The organism is Vreelandella stevensii S18214, assembly GCF_000275725.1.
GTDB classification, from domain to species: Bacteria; Pseudomonadota; Gammaproteobacteria; order Pseudomonadales; family Halomonadaceae; genus Vreelandella; species Vreelandella stevensii.
The window spans coordinates 1-19900 of sequence record NZ_AJTS01000029.1; the positions used below are offsets into that span (position 1 = coordinate 1).

At 60.2% G+C, this 19900-nt stretch carries 18 protein-coding genes; 5 read left to right on the forward strand and 13 right to left on the reverse strand.

Translation table 11 applies throughout. From position 1 onward, the window contains the following. Nucleotides 1-109: 109 nt before the first annotated feature. From HSS18214_RS0105550 to HSS18214_RS0105565, 4 genes are all read right to left on the reverse strand, one after another. Nucleotides 110-1915, reverse strand: coding sequence for an acyl-CoA dehydrogenase C-terminal domain-containing protein (locus HSS18214_RS0105550; protein WP_016914312.1), 1806 nt, complete (start codon nucleotides 1913-1915; stop codon nucleotides 110-112). A gap of 228 nt (nucleotides 1916-2143) precedes the next feature. After that, nucleotides 2144-2911: an SDR family NAD(P)-dependent oxidoreductase gene (locus tag HSS18214_RS0105555; protein WP_016914313.1), complete on the reverse strand. Its 768-nt coding sequence runs from the start codon at nucleotides 2909-2911 to the stop codon at nucleotides 2144-2146. Between the two features lie 31 nt (nucleotides 2912-2942). Then, nucleotides 2943-4619 (reverse strand): AMP-binding protein, encoded by a 1677-nt coding sequence (locus HSS18214_RS0105560; protein WP_026001748.1) that lies wholly within the window; start codon nucleotides 4617-4619, stop codon nucleotides 2943-2945. A 250-nt stretch (nucleotides 4620-4869) separates the two neighbouring features. After that, on the reverse strand, nucleotides 4870-5433 hold the full coding sequence (locus HSS18214_RS0105565) for a TetR/AcrR family transcriptional regulator (protein WP_016914316.1): 564 nt from the start codon (nucleotides 5431-5433) through the stop codon (nucleotides 4870-4872). 126 nt (nucleotides 5434-5559) lie between these two features. Here HSS18214_RS0105565 and HSS18214_RS0105570 point away from each other — a divergent pair, with 126 nt between their 5' ends. The 5 genes from HSS18214_RS0105570 to HSS18214_RS0105590 all read left to right on the forward strand — a co-directional run bounded on the left by HSS18214_RS0105570 (nucleotide 5560) and on the right by HSS18214_RS0105590 (nucleotide 9454). Continuing rightward, nucleotides 5560-6747 (forward strand): acetyl-CoA C-acyltransferase, encoded by a 1188-nt coding sequence (locus tag HSS18214_RS0105570; protein ID WP_016914317.1) that lies wholly within the window; start codon nucleotides 5560-5562, stop codon nucleotides 6745-6747. Nucleotides 6748-6886: 139 nt separating this feature from the next. Further along, complete coding sequence (arsH, locus tag HSS18214_RS0105575) at nucleotides 6887-7606, forward strand: arsenical resistance protein ArsH (protein WP_016914318.1); 720 nt, start codon at nucleotides 6887-6889, stop codon at nucleotides 7604-7606. Between the two features lie 13 nt (nucleotides 7607-7619). Continuing rightward, nucleotides 7620-8693, forward strand: coding sequence for an ACR3 family arsenite efflux transporter (arsB, locus tag HSS18214_RS0105580; RefSeq protein WP_016914319.1), 1074 nt, complete (start codon nucleotides 7620-7622; stop codon nucleotides 8691-8693). A gap of 13 nt (nucleotides 8694-8706) precedes the next feature. Next, nucleotides 8707-9111: an arsenate reductase (glutaredoxin) gene (gene arsC, locus HSS18214_RS0105585; RefSeq protein ID WP_016914320.1), complete on the forward strand. Its 405-nt coding sequence runs from the start codon at nucleotides 8707-8709 to the stop codon at nucleotides 9109-9111. A gap of 28 nt (nucleotides 9112-9139) precedes the next feature. Next, nucleotides 9140-9454, forward strand: coding sequence for a CC/Se motif family (seleno)protein (locus tag HSS18214_RS0105590; RefSeq protein ID WP_026001749.1), 315 nt, complete (start codon nucleotides 9140-9142; stop codon nucleotides 9452-9454). On the opposite strand, the gene HSS18214_RS0105595 is transcribed toward HSS18214_RS0105590, so the two are convergent. The 9 genes from HSS18214_RS0105595 to HSS18214_RS0105635 all read right to left on the reverse strand — a co-directional run bounded on the left by HSS18214_RS0105595 (nucleotide 9419) and on the right by HSS18214_RS0105635 (nucleotide 19746). After that, nucleotides 9419-10570 (reverse strand): MFS transporter, encoded by a 1152-nt coding sequence (locus HSS18214_RS0105595; RefSeq protein ID WP_026001750.1) that lies wholly within the window; start codon nucleotides 10568-10570, stop codon nucleotides 9419-9421. The genes HSS18214_RS0105590 and HSS18214_RS0105595 overlap by 36 nt on opposite strands. After that, entirely contained in the window at nucleotides 10567-11790 is a 1224-nt protein-coding gene (gene arsJ, locus HSS18214_RS0105600; protein ID WP_016914322.1) for an organoarsenical effux MFS transporter ArsJ, read from the reverse strand. The genes HSS18214_RS0105595 and arsJ overlap by 4 nt, the downstream gene beginning before the upstream one ends. After that, nucleotides 11783-12814: an ArsJ-associated glyceraldehyde-3-phosphate dehydrogenase gene (locus HSS18214_RS0105605; protein ID WP_016914323.1), complete on the reverse strand. Its 1032-nt coding sequence runs from the start codon at nucleotides 12812-12814 to the stop codon at nucleotides 11783-11785. The genes arsJ and HSS18214_RS0105605 overlap by 8 nt, the downstream gene beginning before the upstream one ends. Nucleotides 12815-12943: 129 nt before the next feature. Continuing rightward, nucleotides 12944-13690 carry a phosphate ABC transporter ATP-binding protein PstB gene (gene pstB, locus HSS18214_RS0105610; protein WP_050980293.1) on the reverse strand — a complete coding sequence of 249 codons (747 nt, stop codon included), beginning with the start codon at nucleotides 13688-13690 and terminating at the stop codon, nucleotides 12944-12946. Between the two features lie 90 nt (nucleotides 13691-13780). After that, nucleotides 13781-15139, reverse strand: a complete 1359-nt coding sequence (gene pstA / locus HSS18214_RS0105615; RefSeq protein WP_016914325.1) for a phosphate ABC transporter permease PstA — start codon at nucleotides 15137-15139, stop codon at nucleotides 13781-13783. 6 nt (nucleotides 15140-15145) lie between these two features. Beyond that, entirely contained in the window at nucleotides 15146-16525 is a 1380-nt protein-coding gene (pstC, locus tag HSS18214_RS0105620; RefSeq protein ID WP_026001751.1) for a phosphate ABC transporter permease subunit PstC, read from the reverse strand. Between the two features lie 102 nt (nucleotides 16526-16627). After that, nucleotides 16628-17647, reverse strand: coding sequence for a substrate-binding domain-containing protein (locus HSS18214_RS0105625; protein ID WP_040460850.1), 1020 nt, complete (start codon nucleotides 17645-17647; stop codon nucleotides 16628-16630). Nucleotides 17648-17815: 168 nt separating this feature from the next. Beyond that, nucleotides 17816-18562: a sulfite exporter TauE/SafE family protein gene (locus HSS18214_RS0105630; RefSeq protein ID WP_016914328.1), complete on the reverse strand. Its 747-nt coding sequence runs from the start codon at nucleotides 18560-18562 to the stop codon at nucleotides 17816-17818. Between the two features lie 8 nt (nucleotides 18563-18570). Continuing rightward, the gene (locus HSS18214_RS0105635; RefSeq protein ID WP_016914329.1) at nucleotides 18571-19746 is read right to left on the reverse strand and encodes a multidrug effflux MFS transporter; all 1176 of its coding nucleotides are present in this window, start codon (nucleotides 19744-19746) and stop codon (nucleotides 18571-18573) included. Between the last annotated feature and the right edge of the window lie 154 nt (nucleotides 19747-19900).

A 19900-nucleotide genomic window follows, 5' to 3' on the forward strand; every position in this document is an offset into this window, starting at 1 on the left:
GTTTTCAAAATAGTCGAGATAAAAAAGCGGCAGGTAATGCCCGAGGGCAAACCTGCCGCAAACCACCGATCAGTACCCTGACCAGAGAGTGCCTGGCAAAGGCGTGGGCTTAGATCTCGAAGCCCAGGCCAAAATCTTCGCTGGAAATCGCCATCAAGCTACCGGCACCTGCCTGGATCATGGCGGCGTGCGCCCTGGTACGTGGCAGCAGACGCTGGTAGTAGAAACGCGCGGTATTCAGTTTGGCCGTGTAGAAAGCGGCATCTTCACCCCCCTGTGCGCTAGCGGCCTGTTTTGCAGCGCGAGCAAACAGATAGGCGACGGCGACATAGCCGGAGTACATCAGGTAATCGACGCTGGCAGCCCCTACTTCTTCACGATCCTGCATGGCCTTCATACCGATACCCATGGTGAGTTCACCCCACTGGGCATTGAGCCTGGCCAGCGGTTCGATGAATTCCTTGAGCGCAGGGTTGTCGGCTTCAGCCTGGCAGAACTTGTGAATCTCCTTGGTGAAGACCTTGAGAGATTCACCCTGGCTCATCAGCACCTTGCGGCCCAGCAGGTCCAGCGCCTGGATACCGGTCGTGCCTTCATAGAGACGCGTGATACGCGCATCACGTACCAACTGCTCCATGCCCCACTCTTTGATGAAACCGTGACCGCCAAAAATCTGCACGCCTTCATTGGTACACTCGAAGCCCACTTCCGTCAGGAAGGCCTTCACGATCGGCGTCAGCAGGCCAAGCAAGGTCTCGGCACGCTCCTTCTCTTCGCCTGCTGCGCCATGCTCGACCACATCCAGCATCTGGGCGGTGTACAGCACCAGCATGCGCCCGCCTTCTGCAAAGGCTTTTTGGGTCAGCAGCATACGACGCACGTCGGGATGGACAATGATCGGGTCGGCGGCTTTATCAGGGGCCTGAACACCTGAAAGGCCACGCATCTGCAAACGATCACGGGCATAGCTGAGCGAGTTCTGGAAGCTGGCCTCCATCAGACCAAGCCCTTGAATCCCCACGCCCAGACGGGCCGCATTCATCATGGTGAACATGCAAGCCAAACCCTTGTTCGGCGCGCCTACCAGGTAGCCCGTGGCACCATCAAAGTTCATGACGCACGTTGCGTTGCCGTGAATCCCCATCTTGTGCTCAAGAGAGCCACAGCTGACACCATTGCGCTGCCCAGGATTACCCTCGGCATCGGGCAGGAACTTGGGTACGACAAACAGTGAAATGCCTTTGGAGCCTTCCGGCGCATCCGGCAGCTTGGCCAGCACCAGATGAACGATGTTCTCGGCCAGATTGTGCTCACCGGCAGAAATGAAGATCTTGGTGCCGGTGATCTGATACGTGTCGCCCTCAGCAGGAACCGCACGGGTCTTGATCAGCCCGAGGTCGGTACCGCAATGGGGTTCGGTCAAACACATGGTGCCGGTCCATACGCCCTCGACCAGCTTGGTGAGGTAAGTGGCCTTTTGCGCCTCGGTTCCATGATGACGCAGCGCGTCTGCGGCGCCGTGGGAAAGCCCCGGATACATGCCCCACGCCAGGTTGGTGGAGCAGATCATTTCGGAGAGCATCATGGCCAGTGAAGGCGGCAGCCCCTGCCCGCCTTGCTCAGGGTCCGCCGCCAGGCTTGGCCAACCCCCTTCGACATACTGCTGGTAGGCCTCCTTGAAACCACGGGGCGCCTTGACCTCGCCACCTTCCAGCAGACAACCCTCTTCATCACCGCTCTGGTTCAATGGCAGCAGCACGTCACGAGCAAAACGAGCACCCTCTTCCAGAATCGCTCCGACAACATCGGGAGACGCTTCTTCACCGTTGGGGAGTGCCGCGTAGTGGCTGGGGTAATCAAACATTTCGTTCATCACGAAACGCATGTCACGCAGGGGGGCTTGATAGCTGGGCATGTCACTTCTCCTAAACGGGGGGATGAAAGGGCTGCTACTCAGCACACACTTTCAAACACGTGTTTGAAAATTAGCGCGCAGGCCCGACACAGTCAAGCAGTCGTTTGAATTAAACCGCAAAACCGGCTACAACTTTGGTCGCCACCCTTCTAATGGCATGTTTTTAAAATAAAAAAACCTGCCCCAAAAGCACGGGCAGGATATCCATCAGGGCTTACTGAGCGTCGATCACTGCATTCGGATGCCGCCGTCCAGGCGAATCACTTCACCATTGAGCATCGGGTTGGTAATGATCTGCTCGGCCAGCAGCGCGAACTCGTCAGGCTTGCCCAAACGCTTGGGAAAAGGCACCGCAGCGGCCAACGCCTGGGCAGCTTCGTCCGGTATCTCGCTCATCATGGGGGTTTCGAATACCCCTGGCGCAATGGCCATGACACGAATGGCGTGACGCGACAGCTCTCTGGCGGCAGGCAAACTCATGCCCACAACCCCCGCCTTGGAGGCACTGTAGGCGCACTGCCCGACTTGCCCATCGAACGCGGCAATCGATGCGGTATTGATGATGATGCCCCGCTCACCCCCATCGTCTGGCGGATTGCTGGCCATGGTGGCGGCCGCCAGACGCATGACATTGAAGGTACCTACCAGATTGATCTGAATGGTGCGCGCATAGCTCTCGAGATCTGCCGGGTTGCCTTGCCGATCCACCAGCTTGGCCACGCTGACCACGCCCGCACAATGAACCACTCCCGAAAGGCCGCTTTCGCCCCCCAGCGCAACGGCCTTGTTCACCGCCGCCTGCATGTCGTCGGCGGAGGTAATGTCGGCGATGCAGGCGTGCGCCTGAGCCCCCCATTGCTCGGCAAGGTCCGCCACACGATCATTCATGTCGCACAGCACCACCTTCCCACCCGCCTTTACCAGTCGTGCTGCCGTCGCCGCCCCTAACCCTGAGGCCGCCCCGGTAATCAAAAACGTACGATCCTTTACCTGCATGGCACTCTTCCTCTGAATGATGTCCTGTAAATCAAGAGTTGTGGCGCGCTTGCTCGGCGGCTTGAGCACGCAGTTTGAAGCGCTGAATCTTGCCGCTGGGTGTTTTGGGCAGCTCATCGACGAACTCGATGACCCGAGGAAAAGCGTGAGTAGAGAGCCGCTCGCGTACCTGCTGGCGAATCTCCTCCGCCAGCGCATCGCTGGGCTCGAAGCCATCGCGCAGCACGATGTACGACTTGATGACTTCGCCACGAATCTCATCCGGCTGCCCCACGGCGGCGGACTCGGCCACCGCCGGGTGCGTCATGACGCTATTCTCGACATCCGTTGGCCCCACTCGGTAGCCCGCCGTGGTAATGATGTCATCATCACGGCCAGCAAACTGGAACGACCCATCTTCATTACGAATGACCACATCGCCGGTCAGGTAGTAGCCGTTGACGAAGGGGTCTTTCTCCTGCCAGGTATAGCCTTGGAAAAAGTGGGCTGGCGAGCGCTTGATATCCACTGCCAGTACGCCAGGCTCGCCAGGCGGCAGCTCGTTGTATTCGGCGTCGAGAATGGCCAGACGATAGCCAGGCATCGGGACGCCCATGGCCCCCACGTGCTTGGGGTGGCCCAGGGAGTGGTGGTTGTTACAGGTCATGCCCGTTTCTGTCTGACCATAGTGATCCATCACCGGACAGCCCAACGACTTTTCCACCCAAGTGACCACCTCGGTATTGAGCGGCTCCCCTGCGGAGCTGGCCGCCCGTAGCGTCAGGGTCTGGTGAGCGTCGTCGAACAGGCCAGACGCCTTCATGAGGCGGTAGGCCGTCGGCGCGGCGGCGAAATTGGTGATCTGATGACGTTTCATGAACGCCAGCGCGCCTTCGGCACTGAAGCCAGCTTCGCAAAAGTGTGTCGTTACCCCCAACAGCAGCGGCCCAGCAATGGCGTAATACAGACCGTAGGCCCAGCCGGGGTCGGCCATGTTCCAGAAACGATCCTCCTCACGCAGGTCGACCGCCAGCTCCATATAGAGCGCAAAGGCCGTCATACCCGACAGGGGCACGGCAACGCCTTTGGGCTTGCCGACCGTCCCCGAGGTAAACATCTGCAGGAACGGCTGGTCCGGCGACAGTCGGGGCGGCGTATCGCTAATTGACGTATACGTCAATGCCGCCTGCCAATCATGATCCTGAGCGTGCTCGCGGGTAGCGCCACCCACGGCCAGCACCGGCGGGCACTGGCTCAGGCCATCGAATTTATAGCGATTGGCATGATCGGTAATCACCAGTTTGGTATCCGCGCGGCCCAACCGGTAATCGACCGCATCGGGCCCAAACGCGGTAAAGAGCGGCTGATAGACCGCACCAATCCGCCAGGTGGCGAGCACGGCCACCAGCAGCGCTGCCGAGCGCGGCAGCATGCAGGCAATTCGGTCCCCCTCCCCCAGCCCCTGGCTTTTCAGCCACCCTGCCAGATGCCCACTCTGCTGCTCCAGTTCGGCATAGGTCAGCGTATGGGTTTGGCCTTGGGTATCTTCATGCACCAGCGCCAGCACATCACCACGGCCCTGACGCACGTGCCTTCCACAGCAAGCCTCGTAGGCATTCAGGCACCCATCGTGGTGGTCATCCAGCCTGGCGACGACGCTATCTATTGAAAAATCCTCGAGAAATGTCGAATACGCGGGAAGTGAGGTTGCTGCTGATGTCGCTGTCATGACGGCTCTCTTGTGTTGTTGGTCGTGAGCACTGGGTCAGGCAGGATTCCACGTAGTATTGGTGTTATTGTCCGTTTACGTTAACGGAAGCCTACCGAATATCTCAACGCTAAAAGCATTTACTCAAGAGCGCAAGCCGCAAGCCGCTCGAGAGGGTTAGACGTTGGTCGATCAGACAGCGGTTGGAGAAGCCAGAAGGGGCCAGAAACTATCGAGAAAAAAACATCGAGAAAAAATCATCGAGAAAAAATCATCGAGACAGGATCATCGCGACCAGCTCATCGGCCAGGTCGTCCGGGGTGCGCGGGCCATTGGGATCGTACCAGCGAACGGTCCAGTTCAAGGCACCGAGAATAAAGCGGGAAACCAGAAAGCGGTCTCCATGAATGAGCCCTGCTGCCAGAGCATCGTCGATCACCTCGACCCACATGGCCTCGTAGGCATCGCGCAAATGGCTCAAGTGAGCGCTGGCCGCAGGGTCCAGGCGACGCCATTCGAACAGCGCTACCACATGGGCATTACGGTCGGCAAACAGCGTATCGAGGTGCGCGCGCGCCATGGCATGCAATCGCGCCTCTGGCTGATCGGGGCATGCCTGTAGCGCCGCTCTGGCGATGGTCAGTGCGTTCTGAGTGCCCTCCTCGATCACCGCTGCCAGAATTTCCTGCTTGTCCTTGAAGTGATGAAACAGGCTGCCAGACTTGATGCCCATTTCCTGGGCTAGCATGCGCACCGTGGTGCGGTCAAAGCCCTCTTGAACGAATAGCTGAGCGGCTAAGCGCGTCAATTCCTTGCGGCGAGGAGAGGCATTCATTACATTCATGTCATTTACACTAGCGCTTGCTTGGTTAGCTAGGAGAAGACCACAGCCCCGCCAGCGGGTCAACGCATCGCTAGCCGCTCAGCACGATAATCACAACAATCTATCAGGAGATAGGCCATGAGTAACGCTACCGACATCGTCTTTTTATCCGCCACCCGCACCCCCATGGGGGGCATGATGGGCAGCCTTTCCACCTTGAGCGCCCCGGAGCTGGCCGCCGTGGCCATTCGCGCCGCCATCGAGCGAGCAGGTATCGATGCTGCGCTCGTCGAAGAGGGCATCATGGGCTGCGTTCTGCCTGGCGGAGTCAAGCAAGGTCCGGCGCGCCAGGCCATGCGACAGGCAGGCATTCCCGATGCCAATGGTGCCACGACCATCAACAAACTCTGCGGCTCTGGCATGAAAGCGGCCATGTTGGCCCATGACCTGATCAAGGCGGGCAGTGGAGCAATAGTGCTGGCGGGCGGCATGGAGTCCATGTCGAATGCCCCCCATGTGCTGACCAAGGCACGCGGCGGCTATCGTCTAGGCCACGGTGAGCTGAAGGACCACATGTTTCTCGATGGCCTGGAAGATGCCGAAACCGGCAAGCTGATGGGGGTCTTTGCACAAGAGGTGGCCACCGAGCGTGGCTACAGCCGTGAACGGCTGGACGATTTCGCGATTGCCTCGCTGGAACGGGCCATGGCCGCCACCAACCATGGCGACCTGGATGCCGAGATGGCGCCCGTCACGGTGACGACCCGCCAAGGTGAAACCGTGGTGTCCCACGATGAGCAGCCCTTTCAGGCCAAACTGGACAAGATTCGCCAGCTGCGCCCAGCGTTTGCAAAAGATGGCACCATTACCGCCGCCAATGCGAGTTCGATCTCCGACGGCGCCTCGGCGCTGATTTTATCGAGCCATGAAGCAGCACAGCGTCACGGTGTCAAACCGCTGGCCAGAATGCTAGGGCATGCCACCCACTCGCGTCATCCCAGCGAATTTACCATCGCGCCGGTGGGAGCCATCGAGAAGCTGATGAAAAAGCTTGGCTGGGGCGTCAATGATGTAGACCTGTTCGAGATCAACGAAGCCTTTGCAGTCGTCACGCTGATGGCCATGGATGATCTGGGCCTGCCTCATGAAAAGGTCAACGTGTTTGGCGGCGCCTGTGCCCAGGGGCATCCCATCGGCTCTACCGGCTCACGCATCATCGCTACGCTGATTCATGCCTTGCGCCAGAAAGGCGGCAAACGCGGCATCGCCAGCTTGTGCATTGGTGGCGGTGAAGCAACCGCCGTGGCGGTCGAGCTGATCGACTGATTCACAGCGCGCTTCATGGCGGCAGCAATGAAGCGCGTCTGGACCATGGCTGACAAAATGGTGGAGGTTGCCACAAAAGATATATGAAAATTCATATATCAATGCCATAATGAAGGACATCGTTTTAACGGACCTTCACATGGCACACTTCGACACCTTACCCAACCTCGACCCTGCCCTGTTCAAGATTCCCAGCCCGGAATCCCTGGGGTTGACGAGCAACGACCTCCCCTCCCCCAACATCCTGCTGCTGTATGGCTCGCTACGCAAACGCTCCTTCAGCCGACTGGTCGTCGAAGAAGCCGCGCGCCTGCTCGAAGCCATGGGGGCTCAAACACGCATCTATGACCCCAGCGGACTTCCTCTCCCCGATGCCGAGGATGCCAGCCACCCCAAAGTGGAAGAGCTGCGCACGCTGGCCCAGTGGGCGGAAGGCATGGTCTGGTGCTCCCCCGAACGACATGGCGCCATGACCGGCATCATGAAGGCACAGATCGACTGGATTCCTCTGGCACTGGGGGGTGTCAGACCCACCCAAGGCAAGACACTGGCAGTCATGCAGGTGTGCGGCGGTTCCCAGTCGTTCAATACGGTGAATCAGCTGCGTATTCTGGGTCGCTGGATGCGGATGCTGACCATTCCCAACCAATCCTCGGTGCCCAAGGCCTTCATGGAGTTCGATGACGACGACCGCATGAAACCCTCACCTTTCTATGACCGCATCGTGGACGTCATGGAAGAGCTGATGAAATTCACGCTGCTGACCCGAGAGCGCAGCGACCTGCTGACCGACCGCTACTCCGAGCGCAAGGAGAGTGCCGAAGAGCTCTCCCGACGGGTCAACCAGCGCGCCATTTGAACGAGGAGTGAACATGACACAGCCACAGCCAGCCGCCCCCAGCAGCGCCGACATGGGACTTTTCGAGCGCTATTTGTCGCTCTGGGTGGCCATTGCCATCATGGTCGGTATCGCCGTGGGTCAATGGGCACCCCAGGTACCGGAAACCCTGGCGCGCTTTGAGTATGCTCAGGTGTCGCTGCCCATCGCCGTGCTGATCTGGGCGATGATTTTCCCGATGATGGCACAAATCGACTTCAGCGCGGTCGCCGGTGTGCGCCGTCAGCCCAAGGGGCTGACCATCACCACCACCGTCAACTGGCTGATCAAGCCATTCACCATGTTCGCGCTGGCCTGGCTCTTCTTCATGGTGATTTTCCGCCCGTTCATCCCTGAAGCGTTGGCCAACCAGTATCTGGCCGGGGCGATTCTGCTGGGGGCCGCCCCCTGCACGGCCATGGTGTTCGTATGGAGCTACCTGACACGGGGCGACGCGGCTTACACCCTGGTACAGGTAGCGCTGAATGATCTGATCATGCTGTTTGCCTTTGCCCCCATCGTGGTTCTGCTGTTGGGCATCTCGAACATCCAGGTCCCGTGGAACACGGTGCTGCTCTCGGTCGTGCTCTACATCGTCATTCCCCTGGCCGCTGGCTATGTCACTCGCAAAGCGCTGATGGCCAGAAAAGGCGCCGAATGGTACGACAAGGTGTTCATGAAACGCTTGGCCCCGGTCACCCCCATGGGCCTGATCGTCACGCTGGTCTTACTGTTTGCTTTTCAAGGCGATGTCATCCTGAGCAATCCGCTGCATATCGTGCTGATTGCCGTTCCGCTGATCATTCAGACCTTTCTTATTTTCTTCATCGCCTATGGTTGGGCCAAGGCGTGGCGCGTACCGCATAATATCGCCGCGCCGGGAGCAATGATTGGTGCCAGCAATTTTTTTGAACTCGCCGTGGCCGCCGCCATCGCGCTGTTTGGCCTGCAGTCTGGAGCAGCCCTGGTCACTGTGGTCGGCGTGCTGGTAGAAGTGCCGCTCATGCTGGCCCTGGTGCGTATCGCCAATAAGACGCGCGCGCATTTTCCTGCAGCCCAACCCTCCTGATGAGGACCCCGCCATGATCGTGATCTATCACAACCCTGCGTGTGGCACGTCGCGTAATACGCTGGCCATGATCGAAGCATCGGGAGAAATACCGCAGGTGATCCACTACCTGGAAACACCGCCCAGCCGAGAGCGGCTGTTGGCACTGCTGGCCATGATGCAGCTGCCCCCCAGGGCGCTCTTGCGCCAGAAAGGGACGCCTTATGATGAACTGCAGCTCGACGACCCGACGTTGAGCGATGACCAGCTCATCGACGCCATGATGGCTCACCCGCTGCTCATCAACCGGCCCATCGTCAGTACGCCCAAGGGCACGCGATTATGCCGCCCATCTGAGCAGGTATTGGCGCTCCTGGACCACCCTGTTGCACAATTTACCAAGGAAGACGGAGAGACCGTCTACTATCCCCCCACCTAACGGCCCGGCATGGGCAGCCAGGAGCGTCATGCGTCAGGTCATCGAGATGGAGCACCCTGCCGTGGCATTCATCCAGCAGCACGGAGGCGTGGTGACGGTACGCCGTTCACCACGTCATGGCTGCTGTGGCGGGACGGCACATATCGCCGTGGCAGAGCTGGGCGCGCCAAGCGACACATCGGCCTTCGAATATCATCAGTTGCCAGAGGCCGGCCTCTGGATAGAGCCGTCCCTTGCCTGGCAAGGCCTGCGATTACGAGTGGAAGGATGGTGGAAATTCAGGCGGCTGTTCTTGGATGGCGCCCCGTTAACGCCGGGGAGCCGGGATACTCAGCAGCGCTAGCGTGGCTGCCAGCATGAGCAGCGACGTCAGCCATAGCGCGGATGCGCCCCACTGGTCGATCAGCAGCCCAAACAGCAGCGGCGCCAGGGCCTGCAAGGCCCGAGCGGGCATCATGATGAGCCCCTGCCTGCGGCCAAACCCCTGCGGGCCAAACAGTGCCAGGGGCAGCGTCCCCGAGGCAATCGTCATCATGCCGTTACCCGCGCCATGCAGCAACGCAAACCCGGCGGCCGGCATGCCGAAAAACGTCAGCAACCCGGCGCCCACGGGATGCAGCGTGGTAGCGATCCTGCCTGCGAACAAGGGGTGAAAACGGCGCAGCAAAACGAACTCTCCCATGCGCGCCGCCACTTGTGCAGGCCCCACCAGAGCAGCCGCTGCAATCGCCACCGACAGAGAAACGCCACTCTCCTGCAGCAGCCTGGGAAGATGGGCGGCCATGGCCGTGGAGACGAACCAGCCCGCCGCGAACACGTACGCCAGCAGCAGCAGGGTAAAACGCGGGCGTTCAGGCGCCTCAGGCGCAGGGCTCGACGCGCTGGAGAGCGCTCGCTCGGCCTTGGGCAAGCGAGCGTTCAAGGGCATTCCCAACACGACATGGGCAAGCGCCCAGCTGGCGCAGGCAGCACGCCAGCCCCACTCGCTCTCGATGAAGGCAGTGATGGGCCAGCCAAGAGTACTGGCAAATCCTGCCACCAGGGTCACGCCGGTAATCGATGCCCTGGCGTGACTCCCCAGCAGCCGCCCCAGCGTAGCAAAGGCCGCATCGTAAAGACCCAGCGCCATGCCCACGCCCATCAGCAACCATGCCAGCACCAGTGTCACCGCCCCTTGCGCCAGCGCCAGTGCCAACAAGCCCACCGCCATGATGGCGTTCGAGGCCATCAGCACACCGCGCCCGCCCTGGCGATCGATCAGACGCCCGACGCTGGGTCCCAACATGGCGACCAGCAGCAACGCTGCCGAGAAGGCGCCAAATACCCAGCGAGTGGACAGCCCCAATTCCAGCGCCATGGGCCCCGCCAGAATGGCGGGCAGATAGTAGCTGGATGCCCAGGCAAGGGTCTGGGCACTCCCCAGGGTGAGCGTCAGACCAGCGCCAGGCGAGCGAATCACGCCACCTGCCTGGGCAGCGCCAGTGCCATGAGCGCGCTGGCAGCCACCAGCGCCGCCGCCACCCACAGGCACGCGCTCAAACCATAGGCCATGTAGAGCCACCCCGAGAGCAACGTGCCGACCAGGCGGCCCATGGCGTTGGCCATGTAGTAGAAGCCTACGTCCATGGACACGCCATCGGCACGGGCATAGTGGACGATCAGATAGCTGTGCCAGCTGGAGTTGACGGCAAATAGCACGCCGAAGGCCAGCAGCCCCACTACCAGCCACCCCACCTGTGCCAGGGGCAGCAGTGCCAGCAGAATGGCGAGCACGGCAAGCGCGGCGGCCCAGCCAGCCGTGAGCATCCGAGCGTCTCCACGGAACAGTGCGGTGAGCCTGGGCGCCTGGGTCTGCACGCCGCCGTAACCAATGATCCAGGCGGCCAACAGCCCACCCACGGTCCAGTGGCTCCAGCCATGTTGATCATAGAGGAAGACCGGCAAGGCCACGACAAACCACACGTCCCGGGAGGCGAACAGGCAGAAGCGCGCCGCCGAAAGCACATTGATGGCGCGGGACTTGGAGAAAATCTCGGAAAACTTTGGCTTGACCTTCTGTTTGCCGAGGTCAGCCTTCAACCGCCACAGCGACAGCCCCAGCACGGCACCCAGCATCAGCGCCATGGCCACCACCGCGCCGCGAAAGCCGATCAGCGTCAACAGCACGCCGCCCACAAAAAAGCCCAGCCCTTTCAGGGCATTTTTGGAGCCGGTCAACATCGCTACCCAGCGGTACAAGGCGCTGTTGGCATTGGCGCTATCAGCCGGCACCAGCACTTTCACCGCGCTTTTGGCGCTCATCTTGTTCAAGTCTTTGGCAATACCCGACAGCGCCTGGGCCGCCATGACCCAAACGACGGTGAGCATCCCGGCAGGCACCATGAGCATGGCAAGCGCCACGATCTGCAGCCCCAGCCCCACGTTCATGGTGCGGTTGAGCCCCAACCGCGCGCCCAACCACCCTCCCACCAGATTGGTCACCACCCCAAACGCCTCGTAGAACAGAAACAGCATGGCGATTTGCAGCGGCGAGTAACCCAACTGGTGAAAGTACATCACCACCAGCATCCGCAGGGCCCCATCGGTGATGGTAAACGCCCAGTAGTTGCCCGTGATCAGCATGTACTGGCGCACTTCGAAAGGCAGTGCGCCGATGCGTGCCCTGAGCGACTCAGCCACGGCGCGCCTGCTCCTTGCCCACCTTCCAGGCAAGCTCAGCGGTGCGGTTGGCATACCCCCACTCGTTGTCGTACCAGGCGTAGAGCTTCAGCTGCGTACCATTCACCACCATGGTCGAGAGCGCATCGATGACCGAACTGCGCGGGTCGGTGCGATAGTCGATAGACACCAGCGGCCGCTCCTCATAACCCAGAATCCCCTTCAGGGGCCCCTCTGCGGCCATCTTGAGCGCCTGATTGACCTCCTCGACGGTCACTTCGCGCTCGAGCTCGAATACCATATCGGTCAGCGAGGCATTGGCCAGCGGCACGCGAATCGCATGGCCGTTCAGCTTGCCGGTCAGTTCGGGAAAGATGGCGGTGATTGCCTTGGCCGAACCGGTGGTGGTGGGAATCAGGCTCATGCCGCAGGCGCGCGCCCGGCGCAAATCCTTGTGCGGTGCGTCCAGAATCGTCTGGGTATTGGTAATGTCGTGCACCGTGGTCATGGAACCATGACGAATACCGAACGTTTCCAGAATGACCTTGACCACGGGGGCCAGACAGTTGGTGGTGCAGCTGGCCGCAGTGACGATGCGGTGCGTAGCGGGGTCGAACAGATGATCGTTGACGCCCACCACCACGTTGAGCACGCCCTCCTCCTTGACCGGCGCACTGACCACCACACGCTCGACCCCCTGATCCAGATAGGCCTGCAGCTTCTCCGTGGTTTTCATCTTGCCGGAGCATTCGATCACCACATCGCACCCGGACCAGTCACCTTCGGCAATCGTCTTGTGGGCGCTGAAGGCGATGGTACGGCCATCGATGGTGATCGCCTCCGGGGTAGCGTCAATGCCCTGCCCCGGCGCCCACTGGCCATGTACCGAGTCGAACTCCAGCAGGTGAGCAAACGTCGCCGCATCGCCGCCCGGGTCGTTGATGCGCACCAGGGTTACCTCGTCGGCAGCGGCTCGCGCCCACAGGCTGCGCAGTGCCAGACGACCAATACGGCCAAACCCGTTGATACCAATGCGTAGTGACATGCTGAATCTCCAGAGCCAAGTGAACCGTCAATATATGAAAAATCATATATGAAAAATCAAAAAAAACCAGCCATCGAACCCGCAGGCGGCCACGCCCCCTGCGGGTAACCCGTGATCAGTACGGCGTGATCACCCGAAACGCCCCGTGATGTAATCGTGGGTACGCTGGTCTTGCGGGTTGGTGAAGATCTGGTCGGTGCTGTCCACCTCCACCAGATCCCCCATGTGGAAGAACGCCGTACGGTCAGCCACGCGTGCGGCCTGCTGCATGTTGTGGGTCACCATGACGATGGTATAGCTCTCGCTGAGCTCATCGATCAGCTGCTCCACCTTGGCCGTCGCGATGGGGTCGAGGGCCGAGCACGGCTCATCCATCAGGATGATGTCCGGGCTGACGGCCACAGTGCGGGCAATGCACAGGCGCTGCTGCTGGCCACCCGACAACCCGGTGCCCGGCTGATCCAGTCGATCCTTGACCTCTTCCCAGAGCCCGGCACGGCGCAGGCTGCTCTCGACGATGTCGTCCAGCTCGGCCTTGCGCTTTGCCAGACCGTGCAGACGCGGGCCATAGGCGATGTTTTCATAAATCGACTTGGGAAACGGATTGGGCTTCTGAAACACGATGCCTACCTGGGCACGCAGGAGTACCACATCGCGATCCGGGGCATAGATATCCTTGTCATCCAAGGTGATCTTGCCCTCGACCCGACAGATGTCGATGGTGTCGTTCATGCGGTTCAAGCAGCGCAGAAAGGTCGACTTACCGCAGCCAGAAGGCCCGATGAACGCCAGCACTTCGTTTTCGTACACATCCAGGCTGATACCATTGATCGCCTGACTGGCACCGTAAAAGACCTTGACGTCCTGGGCGCTCATCTTGACCTTGTCGGTGGCTTTACTGGTGCGGCTCTCGCCAGCGCCTACGCTCACCAATGGGGATGTCTTGGGCTCTGTTGAAGTATTCACTTACCACCTCGTCTCGAATTTTTTACGCAGCCAGATTGCCAGTGCGTTCAGGCTCAGCATCAACCCCAGCAGTACAATGATGGCCGCTGACGTACGCGCCTCGAAGAAATTGCGCAGCTCGTTACCCTGCCATAGATAGATCTGTACCGGTAGCGCAGCCGACTGCTCCAATGGCGTGCTGGGCACGTTGGACACGAACGCATTCATGCCGATGAGCAGCAGCGGTGCCGTCTCGCCCAGCGCCTGGGCAACGCCCAGAATGGAGCCCGTCAGGATACCCGGCAGTGCCAAGGGCAATACATGGTGGAAGACCGTCTGCACTTTCGATGCGCCGATCCCCAACGCCGCCTGGCGAATGGAGGGCGGAATCGAGCGCAGCGATGCCCTGGTAGCGATGATGATGGTCGGCAGGGTCATCAGCGTCAGCACCAGGCCGCCCACCAGCGGCGCCGACAGCGGCATGCCCAGATAGCCTATGAAGATGGAAGCCCCCAGCAAGCCGAACACGATGGAAGGCACGGCTGCCAGATTGTTGATATTGATCTCGATGAGATCGGTCAAACGGTTCTTGGGCGCGAACTCTTCCAGGTAGATGGCGCTGGCTACACCAATGGGGACCGAAAGCGTGATCACGATCAGCATCATGAACAGCGACCCCATGAAGGCCCCTGCCAGGCCCGCCGACGCAGGCGAGCTGCGCGAGTCGGTATTCAGGAACAGCGACGTACTGAAGGAGTTACGGATGACGTTCTCATCGTAAAGGCGGTCAGCCCATTCCCGGGTCTGGGCACTCAACTGCTGACGCGCATCCGGCAGCGAGCGGTCGATATTGCCCTTGATCCAGACGTCGACGTTGGCCGCCGCGAGCATTTTCACTTCCACGGTCTGGCCCAGCAAGGAAGGATCCTTGATGAACTTCTCACGCAGTGCAAAGCGCTCACCCGAGGTCACCAGGGCACGCAGATCACGTAGCTGTTGAGGCTCGACCTCGACCCCCAGCGCCTCTTCCATGGCGCGGTCGATCAATGACTGCCAGTTGACCAGTCCTGCCTGGGTCAGCCACGCGGAATAACGTTCGTTGAACGCCGACTGGCTTTCACCGCTGGCGCGCACCGGCTTCTCTTCCAGCTGGATCACTTCGGGGTCGAAGTACACCTCCGGGTAGAGCGTCGCTTGCCAAAATGCCGGCACACCGCGCATCAGAATACTGATGAACAGAATGGCGACCAGGGTCAGGCCGGTCACGACGGCGGCCAACCCGGCAAAGCGAAAACGCTTTTCCTGACGATGACGTCTTGCCAGCGAGTTTTCGATCGTGGTCAGGCGATGCTGACGGCGCTGCTCAATCGTAATAGACATGGTCGCTTACTCGTATTGCTGGCGGTATTTACGCACCACAACCAGTGCGATGACGTTCAGGCCCAGGGTAATGACGAACAGCGTCAAGCCCAGAGCAAAGGCCACCAGCGACTGTGGGCTGGCAAAGTCCATGTCCCCGGTCAACTGGTTAACGATGGTCACGGTGATGGTCGATACCGCCTCGAACGGATTACCGTGCAGTACCGGGTTATTACCGGCCGCCAATACCACGATCATGGTTTCACCGATGGCGCGGCTGGCCGCCAGCAGAAAGGCACCAACGATACCCGGCAGCGCCGCAGGCAATACCACTTGGCGAATGGTCTCGGACTTGGTTGCCCCCAGCCCCAGCGCACCATCGCGCAGTGACTTGGGCACCTGAGTAATAATGTCGTCAGAGAGTGACGACACGAACGGAATGATCATGATGCCCATCACCAGGCCCGCGGTGAGCGCGCTGGTGGCGCGAATATTGATACCGACCATATCGCCCAGGCTGGAAAGAAAAGGCCCAATGACGATCAGGGCAAAGAAGCCGTACACGATGGTCGGGATACCGGCTAGAATTTCGATGATCGGCTTGGCCACGTTACGCAGCCAGGGGGGCGCGTATTCGGCCATGTAAATCGCCGTCATCAGCCCCACGGGGATCGCCACCAGCAAGGCAATGATACTCACCATCATGGTGCCCCACAGCAGCGGCAGCAGGCCAAACTCCCCCTGCGCATCGGTGCCCGACGTGCTGAAACGGGGGTTCCAGGTCGTACCCAGGAAGAACTCTGCCGGGCTGATGAAGCTGAAGAACTTCAGCGCCTCGCCCAGCATCGACAGCACGATACCCACCGTGGTGAAAATCGCGATGGCGGAGCAGGAAGCCAGCGCAATGGAGATCACGCGCTCGACATGATTACGCGCCCGCCACTGAGGGGAAATACGCCGCCGGGCAAACACCAGCCCCACCACGGCCACCACGGCCATCAGCGCGATCAGCGTGGTGTTCTGGAAGGTCTGCAGGCGCGCCATGTGTGCGGCCGCGGCCAACTCCTCGGCGCTTCCCCCTCCGGCCACGTTACGCTCGTTGGCCAGCGCGGTGATACGCCGCAACAAGGTGTTCATTTCACGTTCGCTCATGCCTGCCACCAGCTCGGGGGGCAGTTGCTGAACGACCAGCATATCAATCAACTGTGGTGCCAACAGCGACCACAATATAAATAGGGCAAGCGCTGGCAGCCCACACCACAAGGCCACCAACGCTCCATAATAACCGGGGCGCGAATGCATTCTGACATCGTGCTCTGCCGCAACCGCGCGACTGCGTGTTAACCCCAAGTGGTAAGCCAAGGCCATTATCACGAGTAGCGTGGCTATCAAGGCAATGTTACTCATTCTCTCTCCGCCCATGATTTCCTACGTTCAAGCGCCAGCACCATTTCCATGATGCTGGCGCAATGCCTACCTGATCATCGCTGTGAAGCGATGGTGGCAGTCTTACTCTTCAACGCTTACCACGGTACGGGCTTCGAATTGAGCCAGTGCTTCAGCACGCTCTTCTTCGCTCATCGGGATCAGACCAGCGTCTTCCAGCGGGCTGCCGTAGCCAGAGATCATGTCGTTCAGGAAGAACTCGGTGTACTCGGCCAGGCCCGGGATCACGTCCAGGTGCTCGCCCTTCACGTAGAAGAACAGCGGACGAGAAACGGGGTATTCGCCAGAACCGATGGTTTCCAGGCTGGGCGTCACGCCATCCACCGTGGCCACTTGCAGACGGTCACGGTTCTGGTCGTAGAAGCTTAGACCGAAGACACCAACGGCATCTGCCTGGGCATCCAGACGAGCCAGCGTCTCGGTGTAGTCACCGGCGATTTCGACGATACGGCCATCGCCACGCAGCGAGTTACAGGCATCGCCTTCTACGTTGGCATCGGTTTCACAGCCAGCGTGGATGACTTTCTCTTCAAATACTTCACGGGTACCGTGGTTGGAAGCCGGAATCACCAGCACGATTTCCTGGTCGGGCAGGCTGCTGTCGATTTCGTTCCAGCGGGTGTAGGGGTTGTCGACCAGCTGACCATCCTGAGTGACTTGAGCGGCAGCGGCCTTGAACACGTGCTCAGGCGTCAGAGCGAACTCTTCACGGTCGATACGCGATGCAAACACGATGCCGTCGTAGCCGAACATCACTTCGAGGATGTCGTTGACGCCGTTTTCGTTACAGTTGGCTACTTCGCCACTGCGGATGGCACGAGAAGAGTTGGCGATGTCGATGGTGTTTTCACCAACGCCCTGACAGAACTGGCGCAGGCCGCCACCGGAGCCACCAGAACCGACGACCGGAGTGTTGAACTGGGAATAAGTGTTACCGAACTCTTCAGCAACGATGCTGGCAAACGGCAGTACCGTCGAAGAACCAGCGATTTGCACGGTGTCACGGGCAGTAGCAGCCGTCGATACGCCGGTAGCAAGAGCGGCAGCAACTACAACACCTAGTGTCTTTTTCGTTACTTTCATCGTCGTGTCCCCTTCTAGTTTCATGCCTGGGCTATTCGATTTGAGCCGTTCGGCAATGTTGGCGATTGGCCTTTCACACCGAGGAGTTTGCACAGCGACGATTGCAGAAATATGACAGCGGTAATTTTTTAGCGGGGAATGTTAACGAAGCGTTGGCCTGGGGCCCTATCACAGCAGCAAGCCCAGCGCCGCTAGCGTACACAGGGCCAATGAACAGCGTTGTAGCAGCACTCTATCCAGCCGATGGGCGACCGCACCCGCCAACGCATTACCGATCAACACGGCAGGCAGGAACGTCAGCGCCAGCTTGAAATGCCAGATGCTGAGCTGCCCCGCCAGCGCCAGCGTCGCCAAAGTCAGCAACGAGGTGATGACAAAGAAGGCCGCCAGATTGCCGCGCATGCGATCCGGCGAGAAGCCGTGCATCAACAGCACGATGGGCGGCCCACCAATGGCGGCCACGGTGCCGAAGATGCCCGACAGTACACCGGCCACGAACATCGTGACGCGATTCACCGGCACATGAAAACGGCACAGCGTCACGCCGACCGCAAACAGCACGATGGCGGCAATCAGCGTTTCCAGTACGGCCATGGGCGCCGCCAGCAGCAGCCAGATCCCCAGCCCGTTACCCGGCAGCCGCCCCACCAGTGCCACGCTAATCTCGCGCAGATGCACTTCGTGCCAATAGCGGCGCACCATCATCAGCGAGACCGTAAAACCGAACAGCACCAGCACCACCGGCACCAGCCGTGGCTCCAGCATCAGCAACAGCGGTGCCCCGACGACCGCCAGGCCAAACCCCGTGGCACGCTGTACGAAAGCCCCCAGCAGCAGCACCCCGGCACAGGCCAGCCATGTTGCCAGAGAAATTCCCAAAGAGAGCTCCATGGTGAGCGCCAGCCATTCGAGCATCGCCACGCCTAGACCGCCTGGGTGAGCTTTCTCACCCCGATATTACCCAGCAGCGCCGCGCCCAGCATGGTCAGCACCATCGGCCAGAGGTGCTCTACCTGGAAGAGCCCCACCAGCACACCCGCCAGCGCGCCACAGCTGAACTGAATGCCCCCCAGCAGCGCCGTGGCCGTGGCGCTGATATGGCCGAAATGATCCAACAGCGACGAGATGGCGTTGGGTGTGATCAGCCCGATCATGCCGGTAAACAGCATCACCAGCGCCACCACGACCGGCAACGAGGCCAGGCCCAGGGCCGTGGCAGCCACCAGTGCCAGCGCGGCGCATAGCTGCACCGTCAAGCCAAAGCGCAGGTTTTGCTGGGGTGTGCGCTTGCGCAGAAGATGGATATTCAGCCGATTGGAGAGCGCAATCATGACCACGTTGACCCCAAACACCAGTGGGTAAACGCCCGGAGAGAGGGAGAAATACTCCAGATAAAGAAAGGGTGAGGCCGTTACGAACGCGAAGAGGCCTGCAAACGAGGCTGCCACGGCGCAAATGTACCCCATCCCTTCCCGGTGACGCAGCACGCTGGCGTAGTTACCCAGCACCTGACGAGGAGTGGCAACAGGCAGGCCCGGGGCGCGGGTTTCAGGCAGGCGTGTTCCTAGCAGCCAGAGCAAAAAGCCTGCATAGACTGCCAGAAATACAAAGATCAGCCACCAGCCAGCAATATACAGCAGCAGGCTCCCGACCGCCGGCGCCACCAGCGGCGCCAGCATCATGATCATGGCCATGGTGGACATCACCCTGGCAGCCTCACGCCCGCTGAAACAATCCCGTACGATGGCCGCCGAATTGACCACGCAGGCTCCCCCGCCCAGCGCCTGCACGAACCGCCATGCCAGCAAGGATGTCAGGCTATCGGCGGTGGTGATCATCAAGCTGGCCAACATGAAGACCACCAGCCCGCTGAGCAACACGGGCTTGCGGCCCATGCGGTCCGACAGCGGGCCAAAACAGAGCTGCCCCAGCGCAAAGCCGAACAGAAACATACTGATGGAAAGCTCGGTATGGTGAATGCTGGCATCGATACTTTCCGCCAGCACTCCCATGGCAGGCAGGTAGGCGTCTATTGCAAAAGGGGCCAACGCCGTATTGGCCGCCACCAATAGCGCCACGCGACGCGGATTGAGTTCCATACATCTCCTCGAAAGCTACGCTGGTTGGCCGCTCGCTGGCCACTTAGGTAGGACGCTAATCATACACTCAACCCCAGGATCGCGCATCGCCCACTCAGAACTGAAACATTTGCCCATTAAGCTGCCCGTCATGATTCAAATGACGCTGTCCTGG

Coding starts and splice junctions, on each gene's coding strand:
- HSS18214_RS0105565 (WP_016914316.1), bottom strand. CDS start 5,433: ATGAATGCCTCTCCTCGCCGCAAGGAATTGACGCGCTTAGCCGCTCAG.
- HSS18214_RS0105630 (WP_016914328.1), bottom strand. CDS start 18,562: ATGCTCGAATGGCTGGCGCTCACCATGGAGCTCTCTTTGGGAATTTCT.
- HSS18214_RS0105570 (WP_016914317.1), top strand. CDS start 5,560: ATGAGTAACGCTACCGACATCGTCTTTTTATCCGCCACCCGCACCCCC.
- arsB (WP_016914319.1), top strand. CDS start 7,620: ATGACACAGCCACAGCCAGCCGCCCCCAGCAGCGCCGACATGGGACTT.
- HSS18214_RS0105560 (WP_026001748.1), bottom strand. CDS start 4,619: ATGACAGCGACATCAGCAGCAACCTCACTTCCCGCGTATTCGACATTT.
- arsC (WP_016914320.1), top strand. CDS start 8,707: ATGATCGTGATCTATCACAACCCTGCGTGTGGCACGTCGCGTAATACG.
- HSS18214_RS0105605 (WP_016914323.1), bottom strand. CDS start 12,814: ATGTCACTACGCATTGGTATCAACGGGTTTGGCCGTATTGGTCGTCTG.
- HSS18214_RS0105555 (WP_016914313.1), bottom strand. CDS start 2,911: ATGCAGGTAAAGGATCGTACGTTTTTGATTACCGGGGCGGCCTCAGGG.
- HSS18214_RS0105550 (WP_016914312.1), bottom strand. CDS start 1,915: ATGCCCAGCTATCAAGCCCCCCTGCGTGACATGCGTTTCGTGATGAAC.
- pstA (WP_016914325.1), bottom strand. CDS start 15,139: ATGTCTATTACGATTGAGCAGCGCCGTCAGCATCGCCTGACCACGATC.
- HSS18214_RS0105625 (WP_040460850.1), bottom strand. CDS start 17,647: ATGAAAGTAACGAAAAAGACACTAGGTGTTGTAGTTGCTGCCGCTCTT.
- pstC (WP_026001751.1), bottom strand. CDS start 16,525: ATGAGTAACATTGCCTTGATAGCCACGCTACTCGTGATAATGGCCTTG.
- pstB (WP_050980293.1), bottom strand. CDS start 13,690: ATGAGCGCCCAGGACGTCAAGGTCTTTTACGGTGCCAGTCAGGCGATC.
- arsH (WP_016914318.1), top strand. CDS start 6,887: ATGGCACACTTCGACACCTTACCCAACCTCGACCCTGCCCTGTTCAAG.
- HSS18214_RS0105635 (WP_016914329.1), bottom strand. CDS start 19,746: ATGGAACTCAATCCGCGTCGCGTGGCGCTATTGGTGGCGGCCAATACG.
- HSS18214_RS0105590 (WP_026001749.1), top strand. CDS start 9,140: ATGCGTCAGGTCATCGAGATGGAGCACCCTGCCGTGGCATTCATCCAG.